Source organism: Microcystis sp. M44BS1 (assembly GCF_020244875.1).
In the GTDB taxonomy this organism is placed as follows: Bacteria; Cyanobacteriota; Cyanobacteriia; order Cyanobacteriales; family Microcystaceae; genus Microcystis; species Microcystis panniformis.
In genome coordinates this window covers 1-22,870 of sequence record NZ_JADBVM010000122.1, presented here as the reverse complement: position 1 = coordinate 22,870, position 22,870 = coordinate 1, and the positions used below count along the sequence as shown (strand labels likewise).

General features: G+C 43.8%; 22 protein-coding genes. 11 read left to right on the top strand and 11 right to left on the bottom strand.

Annotation, left to right across the window (positions count from 1 at the left end; genetic code table 11):
• Positions 1-51 precede the first annotated feature (51 nt).
• Complete coding sequence (locus IM515_RS09420) at positions 52-264, top strand: hypothetical protein (RefSeq protein ID WP_002758960.1); 213 nt, start codon at positions 52-54, stop codon at positions 262-264.
• On the opposite strand, the gene IM515_RS09415 is transcribed toward IM515_RS09420, so the two are convergent.
• Positions 261-1,007, bottom strand: a complete 747-nt coding sequence (locus tag IM515_RS09415; RefSeq protein ID WP_002758959.1) for a circadian clock KaiB family protein — start codon at positions 1,005-1,007, stop codon at positions 261-263. The genes IM515_RS09420 and IM515_RS09415 overlap by 4 nt on opposite strands.
• A 90-nt stretch (positions 1,008-1,097) precedes the next feature.
• Positions 1,098-2,417, bottom strand: a complete 1,320-nt coding sequence (locus IM515_RS09410; protein ID WP_287627339.1) for a type IV pilus twitching motility protein PilT — start codon at positions 2,415-2,417, stop codon at positions 1,098-1,100.
• Positions 2,418-2,794: 377 nt separating this feature from the next.
• Between IM515_RS09410 and IM515_RS09405 the strand changes: the two genes are divergently transcribed.
• Positions 2,795-3,628: a hypothetical protein gene (locus tag IM515_RS09405; RefSeq protein ID WP_193960116.1), complete on the top strand. Its 834-nt coding sequence runs from the start codon at positions 2,795-2,797 to the stop codon at positions 3,626-3,628.
• Positions 3,629-3,642: 14 nt separating this feature from the next.
• Entirely contained in the window at positions 3,643-4,077 is a 435-nt protein-coding gene (locus IM515_RS09400; RefSeq protein WP_002803173.1) for a type II toxin-antitoxin system VapC family toxin, read from the top strand.
• A gap of 23 nt (positions 4,078-4,100) precedes the next feature.
• On the opposite strand, the gene IM515_RS09395 is transcribed toward IM515_RS09400, so the two are convergent.
• A complete protein-coding gene (locus IM515_RS09395; protein WP_052277467.1) occupies positions 4,101-5,159 on the bottom strand; it encodes a potassium channel family protein in 1,059 nt (352 codons plus the stop codon).
• 126 nt (positions 5,160-5,285) lie between these two features.
• On the opposite strand from IM515_RS09395, the gene IM515_RS09390 reads away from it, so the two are divergent.
• The 4 genes from IM515_RS09390 (at position 5,286) to IM515_RS09375 (ending at position 10,078) form a co-directional block, all read left to right on the top strand.
• A complete protein-coding gene (locus IM515_RS09390; RefSeq protein WP_287627342.1) occupies positions 5,286-6,569 on the top strand; it encodes an aspartate aminotransferase family protein in 1,284 nt (427 codons plus the stop codon).
• 212 nt (positions 6,570-6,781) lie between these two features.
• Positions 6,782-7,477, top strand: coding sequence for a Uma2 family endonuclease (locus IM515_RS09385; protein ID WP_072926491.1), 696 nt, complete (start codon positions 6,782-6,784; stop codon positions 7,475-7,477).
• A gap of 3 nt (positions 7,478-7,480) precedes the next feature.
• Positions 7,481-9,616 carry an O-linked N-acetylglucosamine transferase, SPINDLY family protein gene (locus IM515_RS09380; protein WP_287627099.1) on the top strand — a complete coding sequence of 712 codons (2,136 nt, stop codon included), beginning with the start codon at positions 7,481-7,483 and terminating at the stop codon, positions 9,614-9,616.
• Between the two features lie 69 nt (positions 9,617-9,685).
• Positions 9,686-10,078 (top strand): hypothetical protein, encoded by a 393-nt coding sequence (locus IM515_RS09375; RefSeq protein WP_287627098.1) that lies wholly within the window; start codon positions 9,686-9,688, stop codon positions 10,076-10,078.
• Between the two features lie 366 nt (positions 10,079-10,444).
• On the opposite strand, the gene IM515_RS09370 is transcribed toward IM515_RS09375, so the two are convergent.
• Positions 10,445-10,840: a hypothetical protein gene (locus tag IM515_RS09370; protein WP_287627097.1), complete on the bottom strand. Its 396-nt coding sequence runs from the start codon at positions 10,838-10,840 to the stop codon at positions 10,445-10,447.
• A 272-nt stretch (positions 10,841-11,112) separates the two neighbouring features.
• Entirely contained in the window at positions 11,113-11,427 is a 315-nt protein-coding gene (locus IM515_RS09365) for a hypothetical protein (RefSeq protein ID WP_287627096.1), read from the bottom strand.
• Positions 11,428-11,816: 389 nt separating this feature from the next.
• Between IM515_RS09365 and IM515_RS09360 the strand changes: the two genes are divergently transcribed.
• The 3 genes from IM515_RS09360 (at position 11,817) to IM515_RS09350 (ending at position 14,612) form a co-directional block, all read left to right on the top strand.
• Positions 11,817-12,320, top strand: coding sequence for a hypothetical protein (locus IM515_RS09360; protein ID WP_190359572.1), 504 nt, complete (start codon positions 11,817-11,819; stop codon positions 12,318-12,320).
• 413 nt (positions 12,321-12,733) lie between these two features.
• Positions 12,734-13,960: a hypothetical protein gene (locus IM515_RS09355; RefSeq protein ID WP_346304826.1), complete on the top strand. Its 1,227-nt coding sequence runs from the start codon at positions 12,734-12,736 to the stop codon at positions 13,958-13,960.
• A gap of 49 nt (positions 13,961-14,009) precedes the next feature.
• Positions 14,010-14,612 carry a hypothetical protein gene (locus IM515_RS09350; RefSeq protein WP_287627094.1) on the top strand — a complete coding sequence of 201 codons (603 nt, stop codon included), beginning with the start codon at positions 14,010-14,012 and terminating at the stop codon, positions 14,610-14,612.
• 21 nt (positions 14,613-14,633) lie between these two features.
• On the opposite strand, the gene IM515_RS09345 is transcribed toward IM515_RS09350, so the two are convergent.
• From IM515_RS09345 to IM515_RS09320, 6 genes are all read right to left on the bottom strand, one after another.
• Complete coding sequence (locus IM515_RS09345) at positions 14,634-15,839, bottom strand: tetratricopeptide repeat-containing S1 family peptidase (protein ID WP_287627093.1); 1,206 nt, start codon at positions 15,837-15,839, stop codon at positions 14,634-14,636.
• 29 nt (positions 15,840-15,868) lie between these two features.
• Entirely contained in the window at positions 15,869-16,798 is a 930-nt protein-coding gene (locus IM515_RS09340) for a S1 family peptidase (RefSeq protein ID WP_287627092.1), read from the bottom strand.
• Between the two features lie 105 nt (positions 16,799-16,903).
• On the bottom strand, positions 16,904-17,527 hold the full coding sequence (locus IM515_RS09335) for a COP23 domain-containing protein (RefSeq protein ID WP_287627091.1): 624 nt from the start codon (positions 17,525-17,527) through the stop codon (positions 16,904-16,906).
• Between the two features lie 161 nt (positions 17,528-17,688).
• Positions 17,689-18,777, bottom strand: coding sequence for an isocitrate/isopropylmalate family dehydrogenase (locus tag IM515_RS09330; RefSeq protein ID WP_106909293.1), 1,089 nt, complete (start codon positions 18,775-18,777; stop codon positions 17,689-17,691).
• 199 nt (positions 18,778-18,976) lie between these two features.
• Positions 18,977-19,213 (bottom strand): NifU family protein, encoded by a 237-nt coding sequence (locus IM515_RS09325; protein WP_002744623.1) that lies wholly within the window; start codon positions 19,211-19,213, stop codon positions 18,977-18,979.
• 262 nt (positions 19,214-19,475) lie between these two features.
• Positions 19,476-20,123 (bottom strand): DUF3386 domain-containing protein, encoded by a 648-nt coding sequence (locus tag IM515_RS09320; RefSeq protein WP_287627100.1) that lies wholly within the window; start codon positions 20,121-20,123, stop codon positions 19,476-19,478.
• A 214-nt stretch (positions 20,124-20,337) separates the two neighbouring features.
• On the opposite strand from IM515_RS09320, the gene IM515_RS09315 reads away from it, so the two are divergent.
• Positions 20,338-22,206, top strand: a complete 1,869-nt coding sequence (locus IM515_RS09315; RefSeq protein ID WP_287627090.1) for an SUMF1/EgtB/PvdO family nonheme iron enzyme — start codon at positions 20,338-20,340, stop codon at positions 22,204-22,206.
• The last annotated feature ends 664 nt before the right edge of the window (positions 22,207-22,870 follow it).

The following is a 22,870-nucleotide window of genomic DNA, read 5'->3' as shown; positions in this document are numbered from 1 at the left end:
AGGAGTCTCGGGTTAATTTGAGAAAATATAGGATAATAACAGTAAAAAACTATGGATAGTCAAGATATCGCTCGCTATATCGAAGAAACTAACGGTATTTCTAAGCCTTGGCTGTTGGTGCAATTGCGTCTCAAAAAACTGCAAGAACGTCGTGCCAGTCTTTCCCAACAGGAATATATCCAAGAATTGGATGATATTCAGCAAGACTTAATGAAATTGGGCGAATGGTGGCGAGGAATCGAGTCAGAAGTCTTTAACCCCTAAGCGGTGGCGATAATCTGTAATACTCGCGGTAAATCCTCAAATTCGCCGATGATGCGTTTCACTGGTTGCGGCCAAACCCGGACTAAAGTGGGAATAGCAGAGACATGATTAGATTCCGCTTGTTCTGGATGCTTAGAGATATCGATCACTTTCAGGGTATAGGGATGGTGTAATTCTCGCTCTAGAAGCTGATGGATCGATTCTAGGGTGTGTTTAGTATTGGCATTATTGCCGGAGACAAATAACCGCAAAACATAACCCTTGGGACTAGGGTTAGTATAGTCAGAGTCAGCACTAATCCCCGAAGTTGTTGCGGGGCGCTCCTGATAACGGAGAATCAGATCGTGGGATTGCCAAAGTTGGGGAAACTGCTGACGATAGGTTTCTAAGATAGTGGGATTAGAGGATTGTTCCTGCCAAGGTACAGTAAACCAAGCTCGCTCGTCCGTGGCGAAAATAGCATTTAATAAAGGCTGATAGCGACGGACAAGGGGATAGACTTCGGCTCTAGTATGAATACGGTGACTGTAGGGATCTCGCCAGCGATCGATGGTAGCGGTAAAACTAGGAACTAAAAAATGGGGGGGTTCTGGCAACCCTAAAGCGGACTGGAGAGCAGCGCAGAGATTCAGATGCCAATGAGTTTGTTTATCAGGATCGATACAGTAAATCAGGTCGCCCCCGGGGGTAAACAGGGCGATGCCTTTAAAAATATCGGGCAACACAATCGCGGAAGTGGTCACTTGAGGGGTTCCCCTAGGGAATCAATAGGAGCTTCTATTTTTCTAGACTACTAAACTCTTGACCCCTCAAGGATTTCCTTCAGGGTTTTTCTAGATTCTACCCCGCAGCATCATCGCCATTTCATTGGGAACCGGGGACATTTCCAGGGCGACCTCATCGCTAATCCGTCCCTCTTGATAGAGGTTAAACAGAGATTGATTAGTGGTAATCATGCCATGGTATTCGCCATCTCTCATTAATTCGATAATTTCGTCATTTTTGCCGCTGCAAATGTAATCTTTGACGGTTTCTGTGTTGACGAGAATATCGTGAAAAGCGGTCCGTTTACTGTCGGTGGTGCGACATAAACCCTGGGAAATAATACAAACCAAGGATTCTGCGATCGCCACCCGCATCGATTCCCGTTCCTCGGCAGTATAAAGAGTTAAAATCCGCTCCAGGGTTTTAACGGCGCTGTTGGTGTGCAGGGTTCCCATAACTAAGTGACCAGTTTGGGCAGCTTTCAGGGCAGTATTAACGGTGGATTTGTCCCGCATCTCCCCCACCAGAATAATATCTGGGTCTTCCCGCAAAGAGGCTTTTAGGGCATTATCGAACTCATGGGTGTGTATTCCCACTTCCCTTTGTTTGATCAAACTGCGACGACTTTGATGGACAAATTCGATCGGGTCTTCGATGGTGATAATATGTTTGGGGTGTTCTTTATTTATGTAATCGATCATGGCTGCTAGGGTGGTGGATTTCCCTGAACCCGTCGGACCGGTGATTAAAATCAATCCCTTATGCACATCGCACACATTCCGGAACACAGCCGGTAAGCCCAATTGTTCCACAGTGAGGATTTTCATGGGAATTAGACGCAAAACCATCCCCGGACCGCGCAGACTTTCAAAGATATTAATCCGCACCCTAGCGAATTCGTACTGAGTTGCACCGTCAAATTCTAGGTCTTTTTTAAAGCGAAGGATTTCTTCTTCCCCGAGGATTTCCCGTAACCAACTATAAAAAGTGTTGATGTCAATTTCAGGATAGTCGAGAATAATCATTTGACCACGATCCCGCATCCGGGGTTTTTCTCCAACTCCTAGGTGAACGTCCGAATAACCCCGATCAAAGGCCATCCGGATCAAATGTTCTAAGGTGGGTTGATTGGGAGCGCGACCCGGCCGGGGTGGGGTTTGGGGAGAAGCAGCCTGACTGGGAGCGCGATTTTGGGGAGGACGTGGGGCGGAAATTTGACCATTTTGCGGCATATTCGGCACGTTTTTGGTCGGTGTCGCCACTTGTTGCGTCATTTCTTCAGTTATCCCCATGCTGATTTCCGTGATTAACTCTGAGGGAGGTATCGGGATGGAGGGAACCGGCAGCGGCTGCAGTGGTCGCGAGGAAGAATTGGGATTTTGACTCATGAGCAATAGGGGGTTTTTTCTTTACTATTCCCCGATTGTACTAACATCTCATCCCCAATTTCTCAATTCCTCACAGATGTTAGATTGAGGAGTAAGGAGCCAGTAGTCTCCGAGTCAGGAGACAGGAGACTCCGAGACAGGAGATTATTTTTATTTATTCTTCCCACTTCCCCACTTCCCCACTTCCCCACTTCCCCACTTCCCCACTTCCCCACTTCCCCACTTCCCCACTTCCCCACTTCATAATTTATAATTCCCCCTCTCCTATACCTTTTAAACAGGATTTAGACCCCAAAATTGTTACAATGGAGGTTTAGGGCTGATTATTTTGACTACTCATTTCTGTTTGATCGTCAGTCTTAGGAGAGGTAAATACGATGAATAGTCTGCAAACTTCAGTCGAACGGGAAAATTTAGGACAATTTTTGTTAGAAAATCTGCAAGATATTACAGATAAACTCGATCAAATTGTCACCGATTCTGATCGGATAATACTGGATAATTTACTACAAGAAACTCAGATTTTACTTGAGCAAGTTAAGGATAACTCTAAAACTTATCAAGCAAGAGCCGATATATTTTATCAAATTAATAAATTATGGCTTCAGGTATGGAAACAATATAAGAATGAGATTTCGGCAATAAATTTGATTGAGATTATCAATGAATTTACCGATAGAGTAACTGCCTATAATCAATTATTTATCAGCCTTGCTCAGATCAATGAGGGAAAGACTGGTGAGGAAAAAGCCGATTTAATCAGAGTGGTGGAAGGTTCACGCCTTCTCTCGGAAACCATAGATGTGTTTATTGATATGTTTGCCGATTCAGAACTAGAGCAAATTTACAAGGGAGCTAAAAATGCTCTCTCGATTTCTAATCGTACTATAACCGAATATTTCCAAGATACTGACAAATCTTTAGTCACCCAACTGAGAGCCTATTATAGTTTAATAATTTTCAGAATTCAAGAGCGATTTAATCCTAAGAATGTATCTTCAGAAACTACCTCTCATTTCCTAACAGATGACTTAAGCGATCTTGATCCTTGGACAAGAGACTTAGTGGGGGTTGTCGATTTAGAAACTGAAAAATCTTCGTCTGAAAACTGGTTAGATAATCTTTCTGGATCAATTTCTAATGAGGAGGCTTTTGAGAAAGCATTAGAATATGGGCGTGTTTTTCGTCAAACTGGCAAAATTGAGCGGTAAATTCTGACCGAATCATGAAATATTTACTTGATACCGATCATATCAGTTGTATACAGCGTCGCTCTCGGCAGGATTTTCAGCGCTTAAAATCTCGCATGGCTCGATATTCATCTCAAGACTTTGCCCTATCAATAATTAGTTTTCATGAACAAACTTTAGGGGCGCATACTTTTATTAATCGTGCCAAAAATAACGCCGAAATCCTGAAAGGATATACTTTATTAAGAGAAATTCTTCAGGATTTTAGTAAGTTTCCTGTCTTAGCCTTCGATGAAAAAGCACTGATGATTTTTGAGCGGCTACAAAAGAAAAAAGTGCGGATAGGAACGATGGATTTGAAAATTGCTTCGATCGCACTGTCCCGCGATTTGGTATTATTAACCCGAAACGATCAGGATTTTATCAAAGTTCCTGATTTAAAAATGGAAGATTGGATCAGTGAAGTTTGATCGGCTGGAAAAATTGCTGCTGACTAATGCTTCGGTAAACGTAAACCATCCGATCGCATGGGGATTAAAATCTGAGTTAAACTGCGTAATTGTTCGGCCGTTCCCATACAAATTAACAAATCTCCGGCCATTAATTCCGTATCGCCAGTCGGTCCCCCGATTAGCGTACCATCGGCGCGACGTATAGCCAAAACTAAGGCCCCCGATCGAGATCTTAAATGTGCTTGACTAAGACTTAAACCGACACAGGGACAAGTCCTCGGATCGATTAAAAATTCTTCCATATAAAACGATCGATCGGTTCCGGTTAAAATCCCATCAACAAAATCCATCACCTGCGGTCGTAGGGCTGCGGCCGCTAATCTTCTCCCGCCGGTAATATAGGGAGATACTACCGCATCGGCCCCGGCCCGTTGTAATTTTTGTACTGCTTCCTCGGTACTGGCCCTAGCAATGGCGCGAATTTTCGGATTAAGAGTTTTAGCGGACAAAACTGTATATAAATTCTCCGCATCGGAAGTTAAAGCGGCCACAATACAAATAGCGCGTTCAATTCCTGCCATTTGTAAAGATTTATCTAAGGTGGCATCTCCTTGAACAACAATATAATTTAATTCTTTGGCCCGATTTACCTGTAGGGGGTCTGTATCAATGACTACAAAAGGAATATTTTCTGCGTAAAATTCGATCGCTACCTGTCTGCCTGTGCGACCCAAACCACAGATGATATAGTGTTCTGATAGTCGATCGATCACGCGTTTCTCCTGTCTCTGTTTGAGTCCCTCTTGAAAATAGCCTTGAATTAAAGCTTCGGTCAAGCGATTAACAATATAACCGATCGTGATTACTCCCATCACGATCAAAACCATTGTAAACAGTCGTCCCCGTTCACCTAGGGGATTAATTTCGCCAAAACCGACGGTAGCGAGGGTACTAATCGTCATATAGGCCGAATCTAGCAAACTCCAACCCTCGATCAGATGATACCAAAGCGTACCGAGCAAAAACACCACGATCAGGGCAAAAATTCCCCCGATTAATTCCTGACGCAGACGACGATATTTATCTTCACTGATAGACAAGCAAAATTCACCCCTAAGACTGTCTAGTAAATTACAATGAAATCAGTTTTTAATCTAAATAACCCGTCCTTCTCAGACGGATTTGATTATAATTTCCCCTATGTCTAATCGCGCAGGAGTTCCCCAGTGAGTCCAGAAACCCTTTTAGAACCAACCCTAGTTGATCCCACTCCCAATTTAAACCCGAATCAACCCTTCGATCCAGATAGTTTTAACAGCTATGTGATGAATACTTATGGTCGTTTTCCCATTGCGATCGCCAAAGGGTTAGGCTGTCGTCTCTGGGATACTTCCGGTAAACAATACCTTGATTTTGTTGCGGGAATTGCCACCTGTACCCTCGGTCACGCGCACCCCGCTTTAATTGAAGTGGTTAGTCAGCAAATCCAAAAACTCCATCATGTCTCGAATTTATACTATATTCCCGAACAAGGAGAACTAGCTAAATGGATTGTCGATCATTCCTGCGCTGATAAGGTCTTTTTCTGTAATTCTGGTGCGGAAGCGAACGAAGCGGCGATTAAATTAGTACGAAAATATGCCCATACGGTGCTAGATTTCCTCGAACAGCCGGTTATTTTAACCGCTCACGCTAGTTTTCACGGTCGGACTTTAGCCACCATCACCGCAACTGGTCAACCGAAGTACCAAAAAGACTTTGAACCCCTGATGCCGGGGTTTGCCTATATTCCCTATAATGATATCGAAGCGGTGGAAAATGCGATCGCTGATCTCGATGAGGGTAATCGTCGGGTGGCTGCGATTATGTTGGAACCCTTGCAGGGTGAAGGGGGAGTTCGTCCGGGGGATATCGAATATTTCCAACGTTTACGGCAAATTTGCGACGAAAATAACATTTTGCTTGTCTTTGATGAAGTACAGGTGGGAGTCGGAAGAACTGGTAAACTCTGGGGTTATGAGAATTTAGGAGTGGAACCGGATATTTTCACATCTGCTAAGGGTTTAGCGGGGGGTATTCCCATCGGTGCGATGATGTGCAGAAAATTCTGTGATGTGTTTGAACCGGGTAGTCATGCGAGTACCTTTGGGGGTAATCCGTTCGCTTGTGCCTCAGCTTTAACAGTATTACAAACCATTGAACGGGATCACATTCTCGAAAATGTCCAGCAGCGAGGGGAACAATTACGCAGCCGTTTACGGGTGATTGCTTCTCAATATCCCCATCTATTTGTCGATGTGCGCGGTTGGGGTTTAATTAATGGTCTGGAAATTAATTCAGAAAGTGAGTTGGTTTCATCTACTATTGTTAATGCAGCTTTGACAGAGGGTTTATTAATTGCTCCCGCAGGTCCGAAAGTCCTCCGTTTTGTACCTCCTTTAATTGTCTCGGAAACAGAAGTAGATGAGGCTATGGATAAGCTGGAAGTTGCTATCGCTAAAGTGGTTTAATTTCAGTTATCAGTTATCAGTTATCAGTTATCAGTTATCAGTTATCAGATGTAAGTTTTAAGTTGACAGTTTCCAGAACGTAGGTTGGGTTGAAGCATGAAACCCAACGCCCGCTCATGTTACGCTACCGCTAACCCATCCTACAAATAATTGTGCCTACCTACTTATGAGTCAATTATTTTTGAGCTTTACTGTTGTTTGGGGCAAATAAAATGATCACTTCTGAACCTATTTATTCCCTCCCTAAAACCCCTCCTTTAGAAAATGGTGATCAACTAAGTCGCCAGGAATTTGAGCGTCGTTATCAGAACCTTTCTGAAGTAAAAAAAGCCGAATTAATTGAAGGAATAGTTTATATGTCCTCTCCTGTACGAGTGCAGAGTCATGGAGAACCTCATTCTGATATTTTAACTTGGTTAGGGGTCTATAAAGCCGCCACAATTGGGGTGATGTCTGCGGATAATACTACAGTGCGTCTGGACACAGATAATGAGGTACAACCGGATGCTTTACTAAGAATTAAAATTGCTGGACAATCAACTATTAGTGACGATGATTATATCGAAGGTGCGCCAGAATTAATCGTAGAAATTGCCGCTTCTAGTGCTTCCTATGATCTCCACAATAAATGGCGAGTTTATCGTCGTAATCAAGTGCAAGAATATCTTGTTTGGCGAGTTTATGAACGTCAATTAGATTGGTTCCGATTAAATGCTGGAGAATATATTAAACTTGAACCCGATAGTCGAGGGATAATTTACTCGCAGGTTTTCCCCAGTCTTTGGTTAGATGTTAATGCTTTATTAGCGGGTAACTTGGGACAGGTTTTGACAGTTTTACAGCAAGGTTTAGCCAGTCAAGAACATCAAGATTTTCTGAAAATATTATCTCAAAAAACTGATAACTGATTTATGTGGCATCCTGACGCTTATCAAGCTTTAATTGCCGAAGACTATCCTCAAGTTGCGGCAATTTACGAGGAAATAATCGATAACAATTCCGAAAATATTTCTGACTATTGGTACTTGGGAGTTGCCTATCTTCTGCAAAATTTAGAAGCAGAAGCGCAGGTGATGTGGCAAAGTATTTTAAGCGAAGGTAATCCGGAAGAAGTTAAGCAATGGCAAGCAGAATTAGAAGCGGTTTTAGACGCAGAAGCGCGACGACAACAAAGAAAAGGTGATCTGGCAGCCGTAGAATACTTTCGCTATCATCTACAGGAAATTGTTCCCAAGTCAATTAATAATTTATTAGCTTTATTCGACTTAGCTTTAGATTTAGAAATATTCGATCCAGAAGAACTACTTAATTATCCTATTCAAGACAATCTCAGATATAATCCTAATCAAGAATTGCTTTTAAATGTAGTTCTCAAAAGTCTTTTATATCCCCACGAATTAACTTTAGATTTAGCTCAAGTAAGTTTACCCTATCTAGAGGAATTAGCTGATAGTTTTATCCCGCAAGCTTTTCAGATAGCAGCACGAGTCACCAACGAAAAACAAAGTCCCGTTTTTGGAGTAGAAATTATTAAACTTTGTCTGCAATTAAGACCAAATGATCTCAGTCTTTTAGAACAGTTAGTTAACCTCTATATTTTAGCCGAAGACTTTGATAATTCTTTGATAACTGCCTATCAATTGCGAGAAATTTGTCTAATCCCAACCCTAAAGTTATACAGTAATTATCTAATTTTGTTAATACTTTTGCGCTGGGGAGTTTGGCAAGAAATTGATCATATTTATCAAGAATATCAGAATTTATTACAGGAATTAACCAGTCAGAAAAATATCACTTTAGAACCGATTATTAAAACTAGCTTTCTCAATGTTTCTAGTCCCCTACCCTACCTAGGCGATCGAGCCTTAGCCAATCGACAATTAACCAATCGCATCGCCGAAATTTTCCTTGATAATAATAGTTTAAAAACTCCTTTTATTACTATCAAAAAAGCTCAAAAAAAACTAACGATTGGTTATCTTGCTAGTACCTTAAAACATCATTCTGTCGGTTGGTTAAGTCGTTGGTTAATTCACCATCACGATCGAGAAAAATTGCAAATAGCCATCTATACTATTAACCAAGAAGAAGATGAAATTACCCGTCAATGGTTCCGGGATAGCCGAGATATTATCCGTCATTTTCCCTACGCTCAAAATCCCCTAGAAGTTGCCCAACAAATTCAACAAGATCAGATAGATATTCTGGTAGATTTAGACAGTTTAACCCATAATCTTACCAATCAGATCATGGCACTGAAACCCGCAGCAAAACAAGTGACTTGGTTAGGTTGGGATGCTTCTGGATTAGCAACTATTGATTACTATATCGCCGATCCCTACGTTTTACCCCAGCAAGCGGAGGCATATTATCGAGAAAAAATCTATCGTTTACCAGAGACATATTTAGCAGTGGATGGTTTTGAAATCGGTACTCCTAATCTCCGTCGAGAAGATTTAGAAATTCCCCCCGATGCTACCATCTATTTTTCCGCACAAAGTGGCATGAAACGTCATCCTGATACTATTAAACTTCAGATGAAAATTCTCGCACAAGTCCCTAATAGTTATTTTCTGATTAAGGGAGTTGGTAAGACTGAAAAAATTCAAGAATTATTTACTGAAATAGCGATTAGGGAGGGAGTTAATCCCCAAAGATTGCGGTTTTTACCGAGAGATATAGATGAATATACCCATCGCGCTAATTTACAGATTGCCGATGTGGTGTTAGATACCTATCCCTACAATGGCGCTACCACCACCTTAGAAGTTTTATGGCAAGGAATCCCTTTAGTTACATTGGTAGGAGAACAATTTTCCGCGCGCAATAGTTATACTTTTATGATTAATGCCGGTATTGAAGCCGGAATTGGCTGGAATGAGGCAGAATATATCGACTGGGGAGTAAAATTAGGACTCGATCGCTCCCTTCGTCAAGACATCAGCCATCAACTGTTAGGAAATCGTGACATAGCTCCCCTCTGGCAAGGGAAAAAATTCGCTGAAAATATGGAAAATGCCTATTTAAAAATCTGGGAGGGAAGATGAGAAAGTTATCCGCAATCAATAAAGTATCGAATCGGGGCAAGAAAAATTCAACTAATGGGAGTTTAACTGATGACAGCCGCCACTGAAAAAGATTTAAAAAGACTAGAGGATTTAATCATCGGTATTGCCAACGGACAAAAAGCGCTCGAAAACCGACTAACCACCATGGAAAACCGACTAACCACCATAGAAAACGGACAGAAGAATTTAGAGTTAGGGCAGTCGGAAATTAAAGGCGATATCCGAACCCTAGACGCGAAGATAGAGGGTTTAAGCGATCGAGTTAAAGTTATAGAGAATGCGGCGGGGAAAACCACCGATCTCGCCGAAAAAGTCGGAGAATTGAAAAACTGGAAACAGATCGGAGTAGTGGTGATCACGGCTTTGCTCAGTTCGATCCTCAGTGGTGTTACGGGTGGGGTAATCGGTTGGCTAATCCGAGCGGCGAAAGTTAACCCCTAATGGCGTTGCTGAATCAAGATATGAAGACTGATTTTGCACCTGTCCACCAGAACGTAGGTTGGGTTGAAGCATGAAACCCAACGCCCGATTATGTTACGCTACTGCTAACCCATCCTACACATAATTCTGCCTCCCTACTTATGAATGCTGATTTTGCACCTGTCCACCAGTCAACCTAGTTCTAGGTTTTAAAACTTACCCAAAAAGACAGGCAATAATTATCGCCAAAATACTCTAGGGAGTAACCTAAATAACCAACCTTAAAAAAACTCGCTGCTACACTTGAGTCAGTAGATGCACCCTGATGAAAAAGGAGAGTCAAAGAAAGCTCTCCTTTTTTTTTGTTGAGAAAGCAATCCGGGGGATTTAGCGGCGGTTAGCAGGTAGTTTCGCCTTGCGTGCCATGTCTTTGAAACCATTCAAACTTGGACCCGGGCGACGGCGAGACAGACTAGGAGTAATCAAGTATTTTGTCGCAAATTCCACTTCTTGCGGCTCTACTTTACCGTTAGTAGCGGCTACAGGTGCCGGTGCGCTCACAGGAGCGGCGGGAGTTTCTTTTACTTGCTTTTCTTTCTTAACAGAAGTTTTTTGGGCTTTTTTCTCGGCTACAGGGGCGGCAGCAGACTCCACAGCAGCGGCGGGCGCTTCCACAACAGGGGCGGCTGCTGCCGTGGTTGCTGTCGCTTTTTGTTCACCATCGGTTTCTTTTAGTTCTAGGTAAAAGTCAGATTTTTTGCCACCAAAGAGATTTTTTAACATCGGGGATCACTCCGAGAGTTGGGAAAATGTAAAAGACTAGGTATTTAAAAATTTATCATTGACCGGGATCAGGCAGCAAACAAGATTATTCTCTTGACAATTTCTCTCCTTCATCTATTTTTCTCTGGATAATCCATACCAGAAAAAGTGTTTTAAAACAAGTTAAATTTACAAAAATTAACAAAAATCAAGAACGAGAAACCCCGACGCAAACAAGGGCAAAAACTGCTAGAGACGTTGCTGACAACGTCTCTAGATTATTTATTGGGGATTTAGCCGGCTGCGGGTACACGGCTGCCGCTAACTCCGGGTGCCGGACCACGACGAATATTGGTTTCCGTTTCGATGGGAACGAATTCAATATGATTAAGGAGGGTAGTAACGAAAGCAAAGAGTAAAAAAGGCAAAGAGAGGACGACGACTAACCCCACGGTAGCGAGGGCGAAAATTTGTCTAGTGCTACTCCAAAGAGCTAGAGTGGAAGCCAGAGTAAGAAAAATAACGATTAACCAGACGATTATTTGTCCGTAAATATCTCCGAAGGTGAGGGTGCAAACCATGCGATAGTTACGAAAATCCTTATCCATAACAGTAAACCCGTAGATAGTCAGTTATTGTTTTAGGGTAAGTCTAGAATCGTCAGCTTGGTCAATATTTAAAGGTTTTTATAAACACTTGTTGATAAATCTTTACAATTCCGCGCCGAGCGGGTAGCCAAATCTAGAGATAAGTAGGGAGGCACAATTATTTGTAGGATGGGTTAGCGGTAGCGTAACCCATCGGGGCGTTGGGTTTCATGCTTCAACCCAACCTACGTTCATCTTATATTTAATTCCACCCACCTACTTAAGAGCGGTATTGTTTGGTTGCTCTCCTCAGAATTGATAAGAATTGCTAAGAATTACCAAAAAACTGGCCATAATTTTGGCGAACGCTCTTTACAATTAAATTATAAAGGCAAGGAGGAGCAAGCCTAATGAAAACTTTTGTTGAGCGTTATTGGTCTTGGTTTAATTGGACAACCCTAGCCATGGTTGTTCTCGGTTTCTGGTTAAGTGCCAGTTTCGTCATCGATTTAATCATTCTCCCCAGCTTATCCGTAGCTGGCATGATGACACAAAATGGCTTTGCCAGTGCTGGTTACTTGCTATTTGGCATTTTTAACCATCTGGAATTAGTTTGTGCGGCGATTGTGCTGTGTAGCTTTGTTGTCTTCCACCGCTATCATACCTTAATCCATCTCCCCGAACATCGATCGCTCCTATTCGCCGGTGTTCTCTTAGTAATCACCCTAATTTACACCTATTTTCTCACTCCCAATCTGAGCGCTATGGGTTTACTGGCTCCCGTTACCGCGTCGGGAATGTCGGGAGAAATGATGTCTTTGCAGATTGGTTACTGGTGTCTAGAAGTGGTTAAAGGTTTAATCGCTTTCACCCTGTTGCGCTGGTGTTGGCGAGATGCCTTTAAGTTAGCTTAGTTGTTGATTACAAGCGGGGTTCAACCCGCTTTTTTTAGTTCTAGCAATATAATCCGCCTATTGGATTCATGGACGGAGAGGCACCACAACCATCGAAGCCAAGAATACAAGTCATAAATATTTTACACTTCATTTAGGTGCCCTAGGGGATTCCATGATTGATAACGGACAAGTTTAATAATTTGCTATCTAAGAATAAATCAGAACGTAGGTTGGATTGAAGCATGAAACCCAACGCCCGCATGGGTTACGCTACGCTAACCCATCCTACAAATAATTGTGCCTCCCTACTTATCTAAGAATAAATCTAGGGGATTCCATGATTGATAACGGACAACTTTAATAACTTGCTATCTAAAAATAAATCAGTTACAATCTTTACAAATTAACTTCGTCTGTGAGGAAAGCTGGAAGTGTTGTTAAAAAAAGCCAAAAGAAACAGCCAGATGAGACACATATTTTCCGGAGGAATTTTCATTGCCTCCTGTGTGGGTACAGCCATACTTGGCGATGGGGTGAAGGCCCTTCCTTCCCCCTTAGACATTGACGCTGCTTCTATTCGGGTATCCCAGGAAAAAATTATCATTCATTCCCCCGTGGAATTAGAGAGGACAGAAAGAGTTCTGACCACCAATTCCTTCTCGACAACAGAGGGATTAGCCGATAGTAATCTGCCCTCATCCTTAGAAAATAAACCAGAGAAATCTTCCCGCGATACTTTAGCAACAGAAAAGACCAGGACAATTTCAACCCTAGAAGAATGGAAGGCGAATCTAGGGACAACGCAAGCGAGTCAGCTTTTACCAGCAGGGGATAATAACTCTCCAGAAGTCGGAAAATGGCAAGCACAAGCATCCACCCCCGTTGATACCAATGTTTCCCCCGAATTGCAGCGTTTACGTCAAGAGTTTCTGATTGAGAAACCGCAATTAACGCTACAAACCCTTTCTGCGAAACTGGCGGAATTTGTGGTTACTCCTAGTGGCAGTATCTCTACTCCCAGCGCTTTTGGAGCGACTTTTGGGCAGATTTTCGGTGGTTTCGGTTTCCAGTCGAGAACCCGTTTTACCAATCAAGCAGATGGTGGGTTAGCCCTAGGGGGTGGTTTGGGAGACCCCCAGAAAATTGTCGGTTTAGATGTAACTCTGGCGATTTTGAGCCTTTTTGGTGATAATGCCGGACGGGGCAGTTTTAGCTTTAAAATTCACCGTTCTCTGCCAGAAGGTTTTGCTGTGGCCCTAGGATTTGAAAACGCTATTAACTGGGGTGGGACAGATGGCAGTAGCAGTATCTACGGGGTGGTGAGTAAATTTTTTCAGTTAACAGAAACAACGAAAGAACCCTTTAGCCAATTGACGCTCTCTTTGGGTGTTGGTGGTGGTCGTTTTCGCTCGGAAGGAGCCATCGAAGATGGGGTAAATTCCCTGGGTGTCTTTGCTAGTGCGGGTTTACGAATTGTTGAACCAGTCTCGGCCATTGTCGAATGGTCGGGTCAAGACTTAAACGCAGGTATTTCCCTGATTCCTTTCCCGAAAATCCCCTTGACGGTTAACCTTGCCGGCGCTGATTTAACAGGCAATGCCGGGGATGGCGCTCGCTTCGTCATGAGTATCGGCTACAATTACTTTTTCCCCCGTTAGTCGTTTTTTACATTGTCTAATTTAGTTTTTTTGAATGAGGATAAAGACCATGTTGATGAAATGGTTGACTAATTGGCAAGTTTCCCTAGTGGCGGCGGTTTTGCTGACCAATGCCCTAGTCTCTCCCGTTATGGCGCAAACCGGCAACCAATCCGATATCACCGGACCAATTCTTTCCACCAGTGATTTTGCCGGTCAAACTATCCCCACCACCACCGTCACGGGATTGGGATTTCAGGGGGGAGAACCGGCTCAAATCTCTGTTAATCAGGCGGCTGCTTCTGTGAATACTCAGTTAGCTGATAATAATTTAACCTCCCCCACGGGTACCCCGATTCCCGCAGCCGTTCAGCAATCGCTACTGAGCATCTTAACCGGGGATGCACAGGCGGGTAATAATATCAATGCTGTCATTGCCGGTCTTTACTCAGCCCCCGGCGCACCGCCTTTAAATGTCATTCAAGACTTATTGGACAGCTTAGAGGGACTGACCAGGGATGAGAAGGTAGTTCCAGCTAAATTGCTGGCGGCGGTGCAGGCCTATAATGCGATGATTTTAGCCAGTAACGAAGAGTTTCTCCGCAATCCTCCCGCAGAACTGCGAGCAATTCAAGCATTCTTAGCTAAATTGGTGCAACCCACTATTAGCTAACCCGCATTTTCCCGGCTCACTTCACCATAGTCTCCTTGGATTAGAGGGCTGTGGTGAAGGCTCCACGGTGGGCGCGGTGGTTGGCTGTGAGGGAGTTAGAGGAGGGGTATTTCTTCCCCCTAAAGATTCTTGGAGCTTGTCGCGCAGTTTTTTGGCAGTATCGGAGTTAGGATTAATTTTGAGAGCTTGTTCGTAGGCGGCCAGCGCCTCTTGGGAGCGTTTCCAGTAGGTCAAGACCAGACCTTTCCCATACCAAGCTTGATAGAGTTGAGAATCGAGTTGCAAGGCTTTTTCATAGGCGGCATAGGCGAGGGCTAATTGTCCTAACCGCCACATTTTATTGCCTTGATTAAGCCAGTTTAGGGGATTAGTATCGTTCTTATGGGGAACTTCAAAAGCCTTGTATAATTCATCACCAATTTCCTGGAAAGATAAGGCATTGGGGGGCGAACTTTCGACATTTATCTGCCCTTGAATGCCAGACTGGGGTGCTAATTTCAAAAAAGTAGTGATGGGAATAGCGAGACTAAAGCCAATTGGCACGGGAACCTTTGCGATTTTTTCGGCTTCATTTTGTCCGTGAACCGCGATGACTCGTCCATTGATATCCAACACTGGACCGCCACTCATGCCCCCATAGGTGACACTGGTATAAACTATCTCATACCCCAACTCCGGAGGAAATATTTTCAGCAAGGGTGTAATGTATTTGGGTAGCACTTTCCCCACATTGAACAATCGTTTCCGCTTGCCGATAAATTTCGGATCCGGCCATCCAGAAGCAAAAATAAATTGTTCGTCAGCTACTTGATAGTTACCCAAGGTCGCTAATTGATAATTTTGGTCGCTCTGAAACTGCACGAGGGCTAGATCTACTCCGGGTAATTTTTTGATGCTATTGTAATCGAGCGGATATTGCTTACCATCCCAAGTAATAATTTTAAGTTGATCGTAATAGAACTTGCAGGCATCTCTAGCATCTTTACAGATTACATGACTAGCAGTAAGAACAGTATAAATCCTTCCTTCTTTGGCAATAATTGATCCAGAGCCATTAGCAGCAATTTTCCCATTCGCCCCCTCTTCTTCTGAGGGGATTAAAACGGTAATCTTTTCAGCAATTTTTTCTATCTGCTCAGTTGTTAATGCCTTAGCAATCTGAGGAGAAACCACAAACACCGCTATACTAACTAGGGCGGCGGAAATTTTCAAGAAATTGTTGCTCATTCTGGTTTAAAAATACAGTTGAGTGGAATTTACCAGAGTGGTCTGGGAGCGGGATTCTTTTCTCTTGGGGTTGACGAGGATGGAGAAGGAAAATCTTCCGAGAAAGTGGTTTCTCTATGGGTGGGAAGCGATGGAGGGGAAACCGAGGGCCGTTGCGGACTGGAAGCAGATAGAGAAGATGACCCCGATTTTAAAAAAGTCCCGATAGGAATCGCCCAACTTAATCGACTCATTTGTTCCCACAGTGCTGGTGAAGTCACCGTTCCATCAGCAAAAACGTAGGATTTACCCCAGAGAGGATAAGCATGAATCCCGTTAATACCAATAACTTTACCTTGCCGATTCAGCAGCGGTCCGCCACTCATACCATTTTTAATCTTATTGGTGTAGCCGATTTGGTAGCCTCCCGAAAAGGATTTATCACTCAAAAGCGACAGTTTACCCACGGTGAAGGTAAATCCTTGTTCTGTCGGGCGATCGCCATCGTAGGGAAAGCCAGCGGCGAAAACTTCATCTCCAATAGTGAGATCATCAACATTAGCCAAATCAGCAATAGAATAAACTTGGCTACTGCGAAAAGAAACTAAGCCTAAATCATAATTATTCAAGCGAACTGTTCTGACCAACTCACCCCGATGTATCTTGCCGTCAGGGGTTTGTATTTGCCAACCCCGATAGCGATACCGCCCTAAAACATGGTCATTCGTGAGGACTTTGTAGGAAGAACCCTGCTTTTCAACTAAAATGCCCGAACCCCAGCCTTGCCCTGATAACACCTTAACGGTAACTGCTCTGGCTAACTGACGCAGCTGTTGTTCTGAAAGTTGTTGAGAGCTATGGGCATTGGCCTGGTTAGGTTCCAGAGCGGGAGCATAGCTTGGGACAGCAAGCAAAGGTGTGGACAGTCCCAATAATAAACCGCCCACACCAGCCAAAATTCTTTTTATAGGCCGACTCACTTGATCACTACGCTCCTATCTATAGAACTAGAAAAGTTTACCAAACAGGGGGCGTTGGGTTTCATTCTTCAACCCAACCTACCTTATCTATAGAACTAGAAAAGTTTACCAAACAGAACCGCCTGATGGTTTTTGGGGCGATTGTTCGGGAGAAGTCCCCGGCAGTGGAGAGGGGGACGAACCGGTAGCCAGATTTGTTTCCACGGGAGCATTTTCTAGGAATTTGTTGAAATAGACAATGACAGAATCCGATGAGCTTTCAAACAAAGGCTCGGTTCTGGAGCCCTCCCGGAGGTCGAATAGCTGTTGGATTTTCTCGGTTGCGTCTTCCCCTTTCTTGAGGGTAAATAATAGGTTACTGCTATTTGCCGGTTCTCGTCCATGACTAGGGGAATAGATGACCGGCAGACCATTGAGATAGCCAGTGGTAATAATATCAATTCCTCTAGGTCGAGCGTCAAGGGTATTGAATCGTTTAGTTACTTCTAGACACCGTTGCTGGGGAGTGTAACCGGAACCGCTAGAATAACCAGAAACCCAACGAATCACAGCTTTGCGTTCATTAGAGCCGACTTTGACATAGGTTGTGGGAACTCCCACATGGCGGCCTGTCACTGGTAAAAGACACTCGAATCTGGCTTGAGCTTGGCTCGGTGATTGTAAGGTCAAGGCAGCTCCTACACCAATCAGAGCAATGGTCAGAGTTTTTGTCAAAGTTTGTAGTTTCATTGTTCTTATCCTAATCCTGCAAATGGACTCTGTTACACACTTCAAAGGTAGCTATTATCTCTCCGCAAAACCAACAAAAGCAAGGCCTTTGCAACAATTCTTATTTTTTGGGATTAGCTTTTCTTCAAACTCCTGTTAAGATAGCAATCAGATGAGTTCGTTTACCCCAAAGCAGACCAAACTTCTAACTTACTGACCACACGACGAATCACCTCATCGGTAAACTCACTCATGGTCATTTGGCCCCCTAAATCGGGGGTTTTTTTGCCCTCGTGAATAGTTTCAAAGACACTTTCATAAATTGCCCGAGAAGCTTTACGCGCCTCGTTAGTTTCGATATAACCTAACAAAGCTGCCGAGGCTAAAATCATCGCCATGGGATTAGCGATATTTTTGCCCTCTAAAGCGGGGGCAGTGCCGTGGGGAGCTTCTGCCATAATGGTTTTAACTGCTAAGGTCTCCTCATCAAATCCCAAAACTAAACTTTCGGCCCCAGCAATACTGCCATAGAGTTGCAAGACAAAATCAGATAATAAATCGCCATCGCGATTAAGTGCTGGAATCACCAAAGCTTCGCCGTCGGTTTGTAAAAGTAGGGCAAAAGTTGCATCAATTAACAGGGGTTGATAACGCACTTCCGGATGTCTTTGGGCTGCTGCGTCTAATTCCTCTTTAAACATCCCTTCGTAGGTGGCACTAACGGTGAATTTTGGGCCGCCAAATACCCGCGCCCCGGTTTTCTTGGCGTGTTGAAAGGTAAACTCGGCCACAGCGCGACTGGTAGCCCTAGAAATGCGCGAGGTACGATAGGCAATTTCATCGCCGGTGGCCGTGGTTTCTCGCCATTCTTTGGCCCCGTAGGCATCGTCAACGGCCATGCGGACAATGGCAATGGGAGAATAAACGCCCCCAATCGGACGAATACCGGGGATACGGCGACCGATGCGGAGAATTACCTGAGAATTCATTGCTTCTCTTAAAATAGCGTTGGGACTGCCCACATCTCCTTTAATTTCTGGGGTGATAGTAGCAGCTTTGAGGGCTAATCCGGTTTTGAGAGTCGCTTCGGCGGCCTCATGAACCACTTGATTGTTACTCTGGCGACGCTGGGCTAAACTAAGATCAAAATCGGCAAAGTTAAGCGGTTGACGAATTATCGAGGGTTGCAATACTCTCAGAGCTTCTAGTAATAGTTCTTCTCCGGTTTGGTCGCCGTGCATGACCACAATGGTGGGGATATTTTCCGTCATAATTTTTGAGTTTTAATAAAAATTTTCAACTATATGTTAATGCTTAATTTGCCTGTTAATCGGCTAAAAAAGATACTTTTTACCTTAATTAATTCTGTAGTTTTATCAATCTTGCAGAAGAAAATATATAATTAATATTATGCCCGATCGCTAATTAAATTAGCAATCGGGCGGTGGTGAGAATTAATTGAACCAAGATTTATAGAGCTTGTTCAACTTCGGCAATTTCGGGAATCATTTCCCGGAGACGGCGTTCGATCCCCATTTTCAGGGTCATGGTGGAACTGGGACAGGAACCGCAAGCGCCTTGAAGACGCACTTTGACGACTGGCCCGTCGATTTCGACCAATTCCACGTTACCACCATCGGACATCAGGTAGGGGCGCATTTCATCTAAGACTTTTTCGACGTTATCGGGAGTCAGTGTTAAAGACATAATCAGCTTCTGGTCAGAGATTTATTACAGTGTAAGTAAGTGGTTTCAATCAAATTGAAGATAGATTTTGTCTTTGATCCCCCCTGCCCCCCTTGATAAGGGGGGTGCCGATAGGCGGGGGGATCTACCCTTGATAAGGGGGGTTTGATCCCCCCTGCCCCCCTTGATAAGGGGGGTGCCGATAGGCGGGGGGATCCGACAATTTTTAACACCCACCTACTTAGTTACTTCAATCCTAACGCTTTTTGGGCGAGGATAACCCTTAAGCTTCTAAAAGCTGTAGATTGATAAAAGTAAATTCTGTGGTGGATTTTTCGCCCCCGGCCTCGATTGCGTTAATCACTTGACAGGAGGGTAAATAATAATGACCGATTTTTTCGTAGGTTTCCTTAAAGTCACGTTTTCCCTTTAATTCATCGGTTTTAGCATTGCGGAAAATGGCATTATAGCGAATAGAAATATAACCTTCTCCCGTATCGAGACTTTCCTCGGTATTAATAGTAAAAGCCATCGGTCCCATAACTCGACTGACTTGACAGATTTCTTGGCCGCGGACCTTATAATTAGACCCCATCGCATCGCCGGTGACAAGAATTTCTACCGCACCAGTGGGATCATCTTGCCCGAAATTAAACTGGTTTTTGCCGTGGGAAGCATCAAAATTGCCTCTTTTGCGGTGAGTAACGATGTCGCGCATTTGATTATAGATACTTTCTTGCACTTTCTCGTCATCAATGCCCGTTACTTCCACACTATAATCGGCATTAACTTGAATTTTGCCCGTATGGACTTCCTCTCCTTGGGTGAGGATAATATCGGCAGTGTAACCGGGAAATCCTTCACCCCAAGTGTAACGGTTTTCGTAGGCGGAGCGGAAAATATCTCGGGCGTTCGTCGTGGCTACAGTCATAATCGCTTTACTTGTGTTGATAACTCTATTTATATCATTGTCGCTGATTTTTTCGCCTCTGGCCGAGATTTCTAGAAAACTAGATGAATTTGACAACTTAACTACCTATGACTTGTAGAAAAAGTTAGGTAGTTGCTGGGGGCGTATTGCGATAGTATTTGATCATCAAAAATCGGGCTAAAATAGAAAAAACTCACCCTCAGCGACCACGGCGATGGCAGAAGAAACAGCGAAAATCAAGCTTTATCGGAAAACCTATCAACTTCCCCAACTAAATCGCCCCGATTTATTGGTTTTGCAGGATCAGATTCAAGAAAGACAGCAACTGATTAAAACCGGAAAACGGGTTCGCCATACATGGCTAGGATTGAGGAAAAAAGAAGAACCCCTCAATTTCGAGGAAACTTTTCAAGAATTAGAAAGATTAGTCGGGGATTATAACCAGTTAATCGGATTTCTCGCCGACCATAAGGATGAATACCGGCGGTTTTTCCAGTCACTGACCGAGGAAATCAAGGAGGCAGTGGCGGTTAAATGCCAGAAATTGGCGGAAACAGAGCGAAAACGCCAATCTTTGGAGAATAGCATCGGCTCGGCCGACCTGCGAGATACCCTGAGACTACAGAAACAGCAGATTTTCCGCACTGTCATTCTTGTTGGTCGCGCCAGCTTGCTTATGCTCAAGAAAATCGACCTAATCAGCGAAAGTATCCAGAAATTAGCTGAAGATCAGGATACACAAAAACAGGTTTTCTCGAAAATGATCGGCGAGTTAAACGGGTACAAACAAGTGTATCAGTTGCAGCTGGAGTTAGATAATCTGGAACAAGAAGCGATCGAAATGGCCAAAGTAGCCATTAATCTAGAACAATACCTAAAACCAATTATCGGACAGTTTCAAGGCTTAATCGAGCGAGTAGTGACCATTGACGGGGAACTTTCCCGCAGTGTCAGCGAAGTGGAATCCCTCGTCCAGAACATTCTTAGTTCCGAATCGGCGGTATCTTTCCGCAAAAACGAGAATCTATCGGCTAGTTTGCTCAATTTCCTCGTCACCAGCGAAGAAAAGCGCGGCCGTTTAGCGATCGCATTAGAGCGAGCCGAGCAGGAAGGATGGCAATGGACAGACGTGGAAATCCCCGACGAGGAAATCGAACTGGAAACCGCCATTCAACGCATCAACAACCATGTAATCGAGAGAGTTGGGAATTTTAGCACCTCCGTCGTCGGTGACTCTCCTATTCCTCCCCTTCCTCAACCAGAGACACCCCTAGACAATAAAACTCCTTCTTCTCCATCAGATTGGATGATTCCATCTAAATCTGCTCAACCAGAGACAGCACTAGGCAATAAAACTTCATTTACCGAAAACCTACCCAATCGAGTCACACTAGAGATGGTGAGCTTACCAGCAGGTCAATTTCTCATGGGATCTGCTGACAGTGATTCTGATGCTTCCGATGATGAAAAGCCTCCACACCAAGTTAAAGTCAACAGTTTTGCGATTGGTAAATATCCAGTGACTCAGGCACAATATCAAGCAGTAATGGGAACCAATCCCTCTTGGTTTAAAAATAATCCGCAAAATCCGGTAGAAAATGTTAGTTGGAATGACGCTCAAGCTTTTTGCCAAAAATTGAGTCAAATAACAGGGAAAACCTATCGCCTACCGACAGAAGCGGAATGGGAATATGCCTGTCGTGCGGGGACTACTACTCGCTATTATTTCGGTGATGATGCTAATCAGCTAGGAGATTACGCTTGGTATAGCGCAAATTCTCAGAGTAAAACTCATCCTGTGGGACAGAAAAAACCCAATGCTTGGGGACTGTATGACATGAGTGGCAATGTTTGGGAGTGGTGCGAGGACAATTGGCACGATAACTATATCGGAGCGCCAAAGGATGGATCTGCGTGGACTATCAATAATGATAATCGTTCTCAGTCTGCTAAGTGTGTGCGCGGCGGTTCTTGGTACTTCAGCCCTAATGTCTGTCGTTCTGCCTTCCACAACGGGAGCAACCCCGACTACGACGACCACAGCTTCGGTTTTCGGGTTGCGTGTGTCTCCCCAGGACTTTAACCCTTTGTTCTTTTGCTCTTTTGCCCTTTGTCTCCCGCCCTTAGGCGGGTCGATTTTTTTTTGAGAAAAGAATGTTACCCTTGTTTCAAGGCAGAGCCTTGAAACACAATATATAAGGCTCTGCCTTAAAGCAATATTCAGCCGTAGGTTGGGTTGAGGAACGAAACCCAACCCAATTATTTAAAAGTGTTGGGTTTCACTATCGTTCAACCCAACCTACGATCTACTGATTATTTATTCCCCTTTTTGCATGAGTGCATGAGAGCCGTAGGTTGGGTTGAGGAACGAAACCCAACCCAATTATTTAAAAGAGCCGTAGGTTGGGTTGAGGAACGAAACCCAACCCAATTATTTAAAAGTGTTGGGTTTCACTATCGTTCAACCCAACCTACGATCTACTGATTATTTATTCTGACTGTGTTTGTGACGTAATTGCTCGACTCCTTGTTGGCCAACACTTGACTACACAAGGATTTTAACCTTTTTTGCCCACCTTACCCCTTCAATTTAAGCGAACGGTGAGATATAAGGCTCTGCCTTAAAGCAATATTCAGGTAGAACCTGAAGAGAGCGTTCCCAGGTAGAACCAGGGAACGAGATAGCCGCGGTTTTCGGGTGGTGTGCGGTGCTGGGAGGACTCTGTAACCCTTTTTCTCTTTTTACC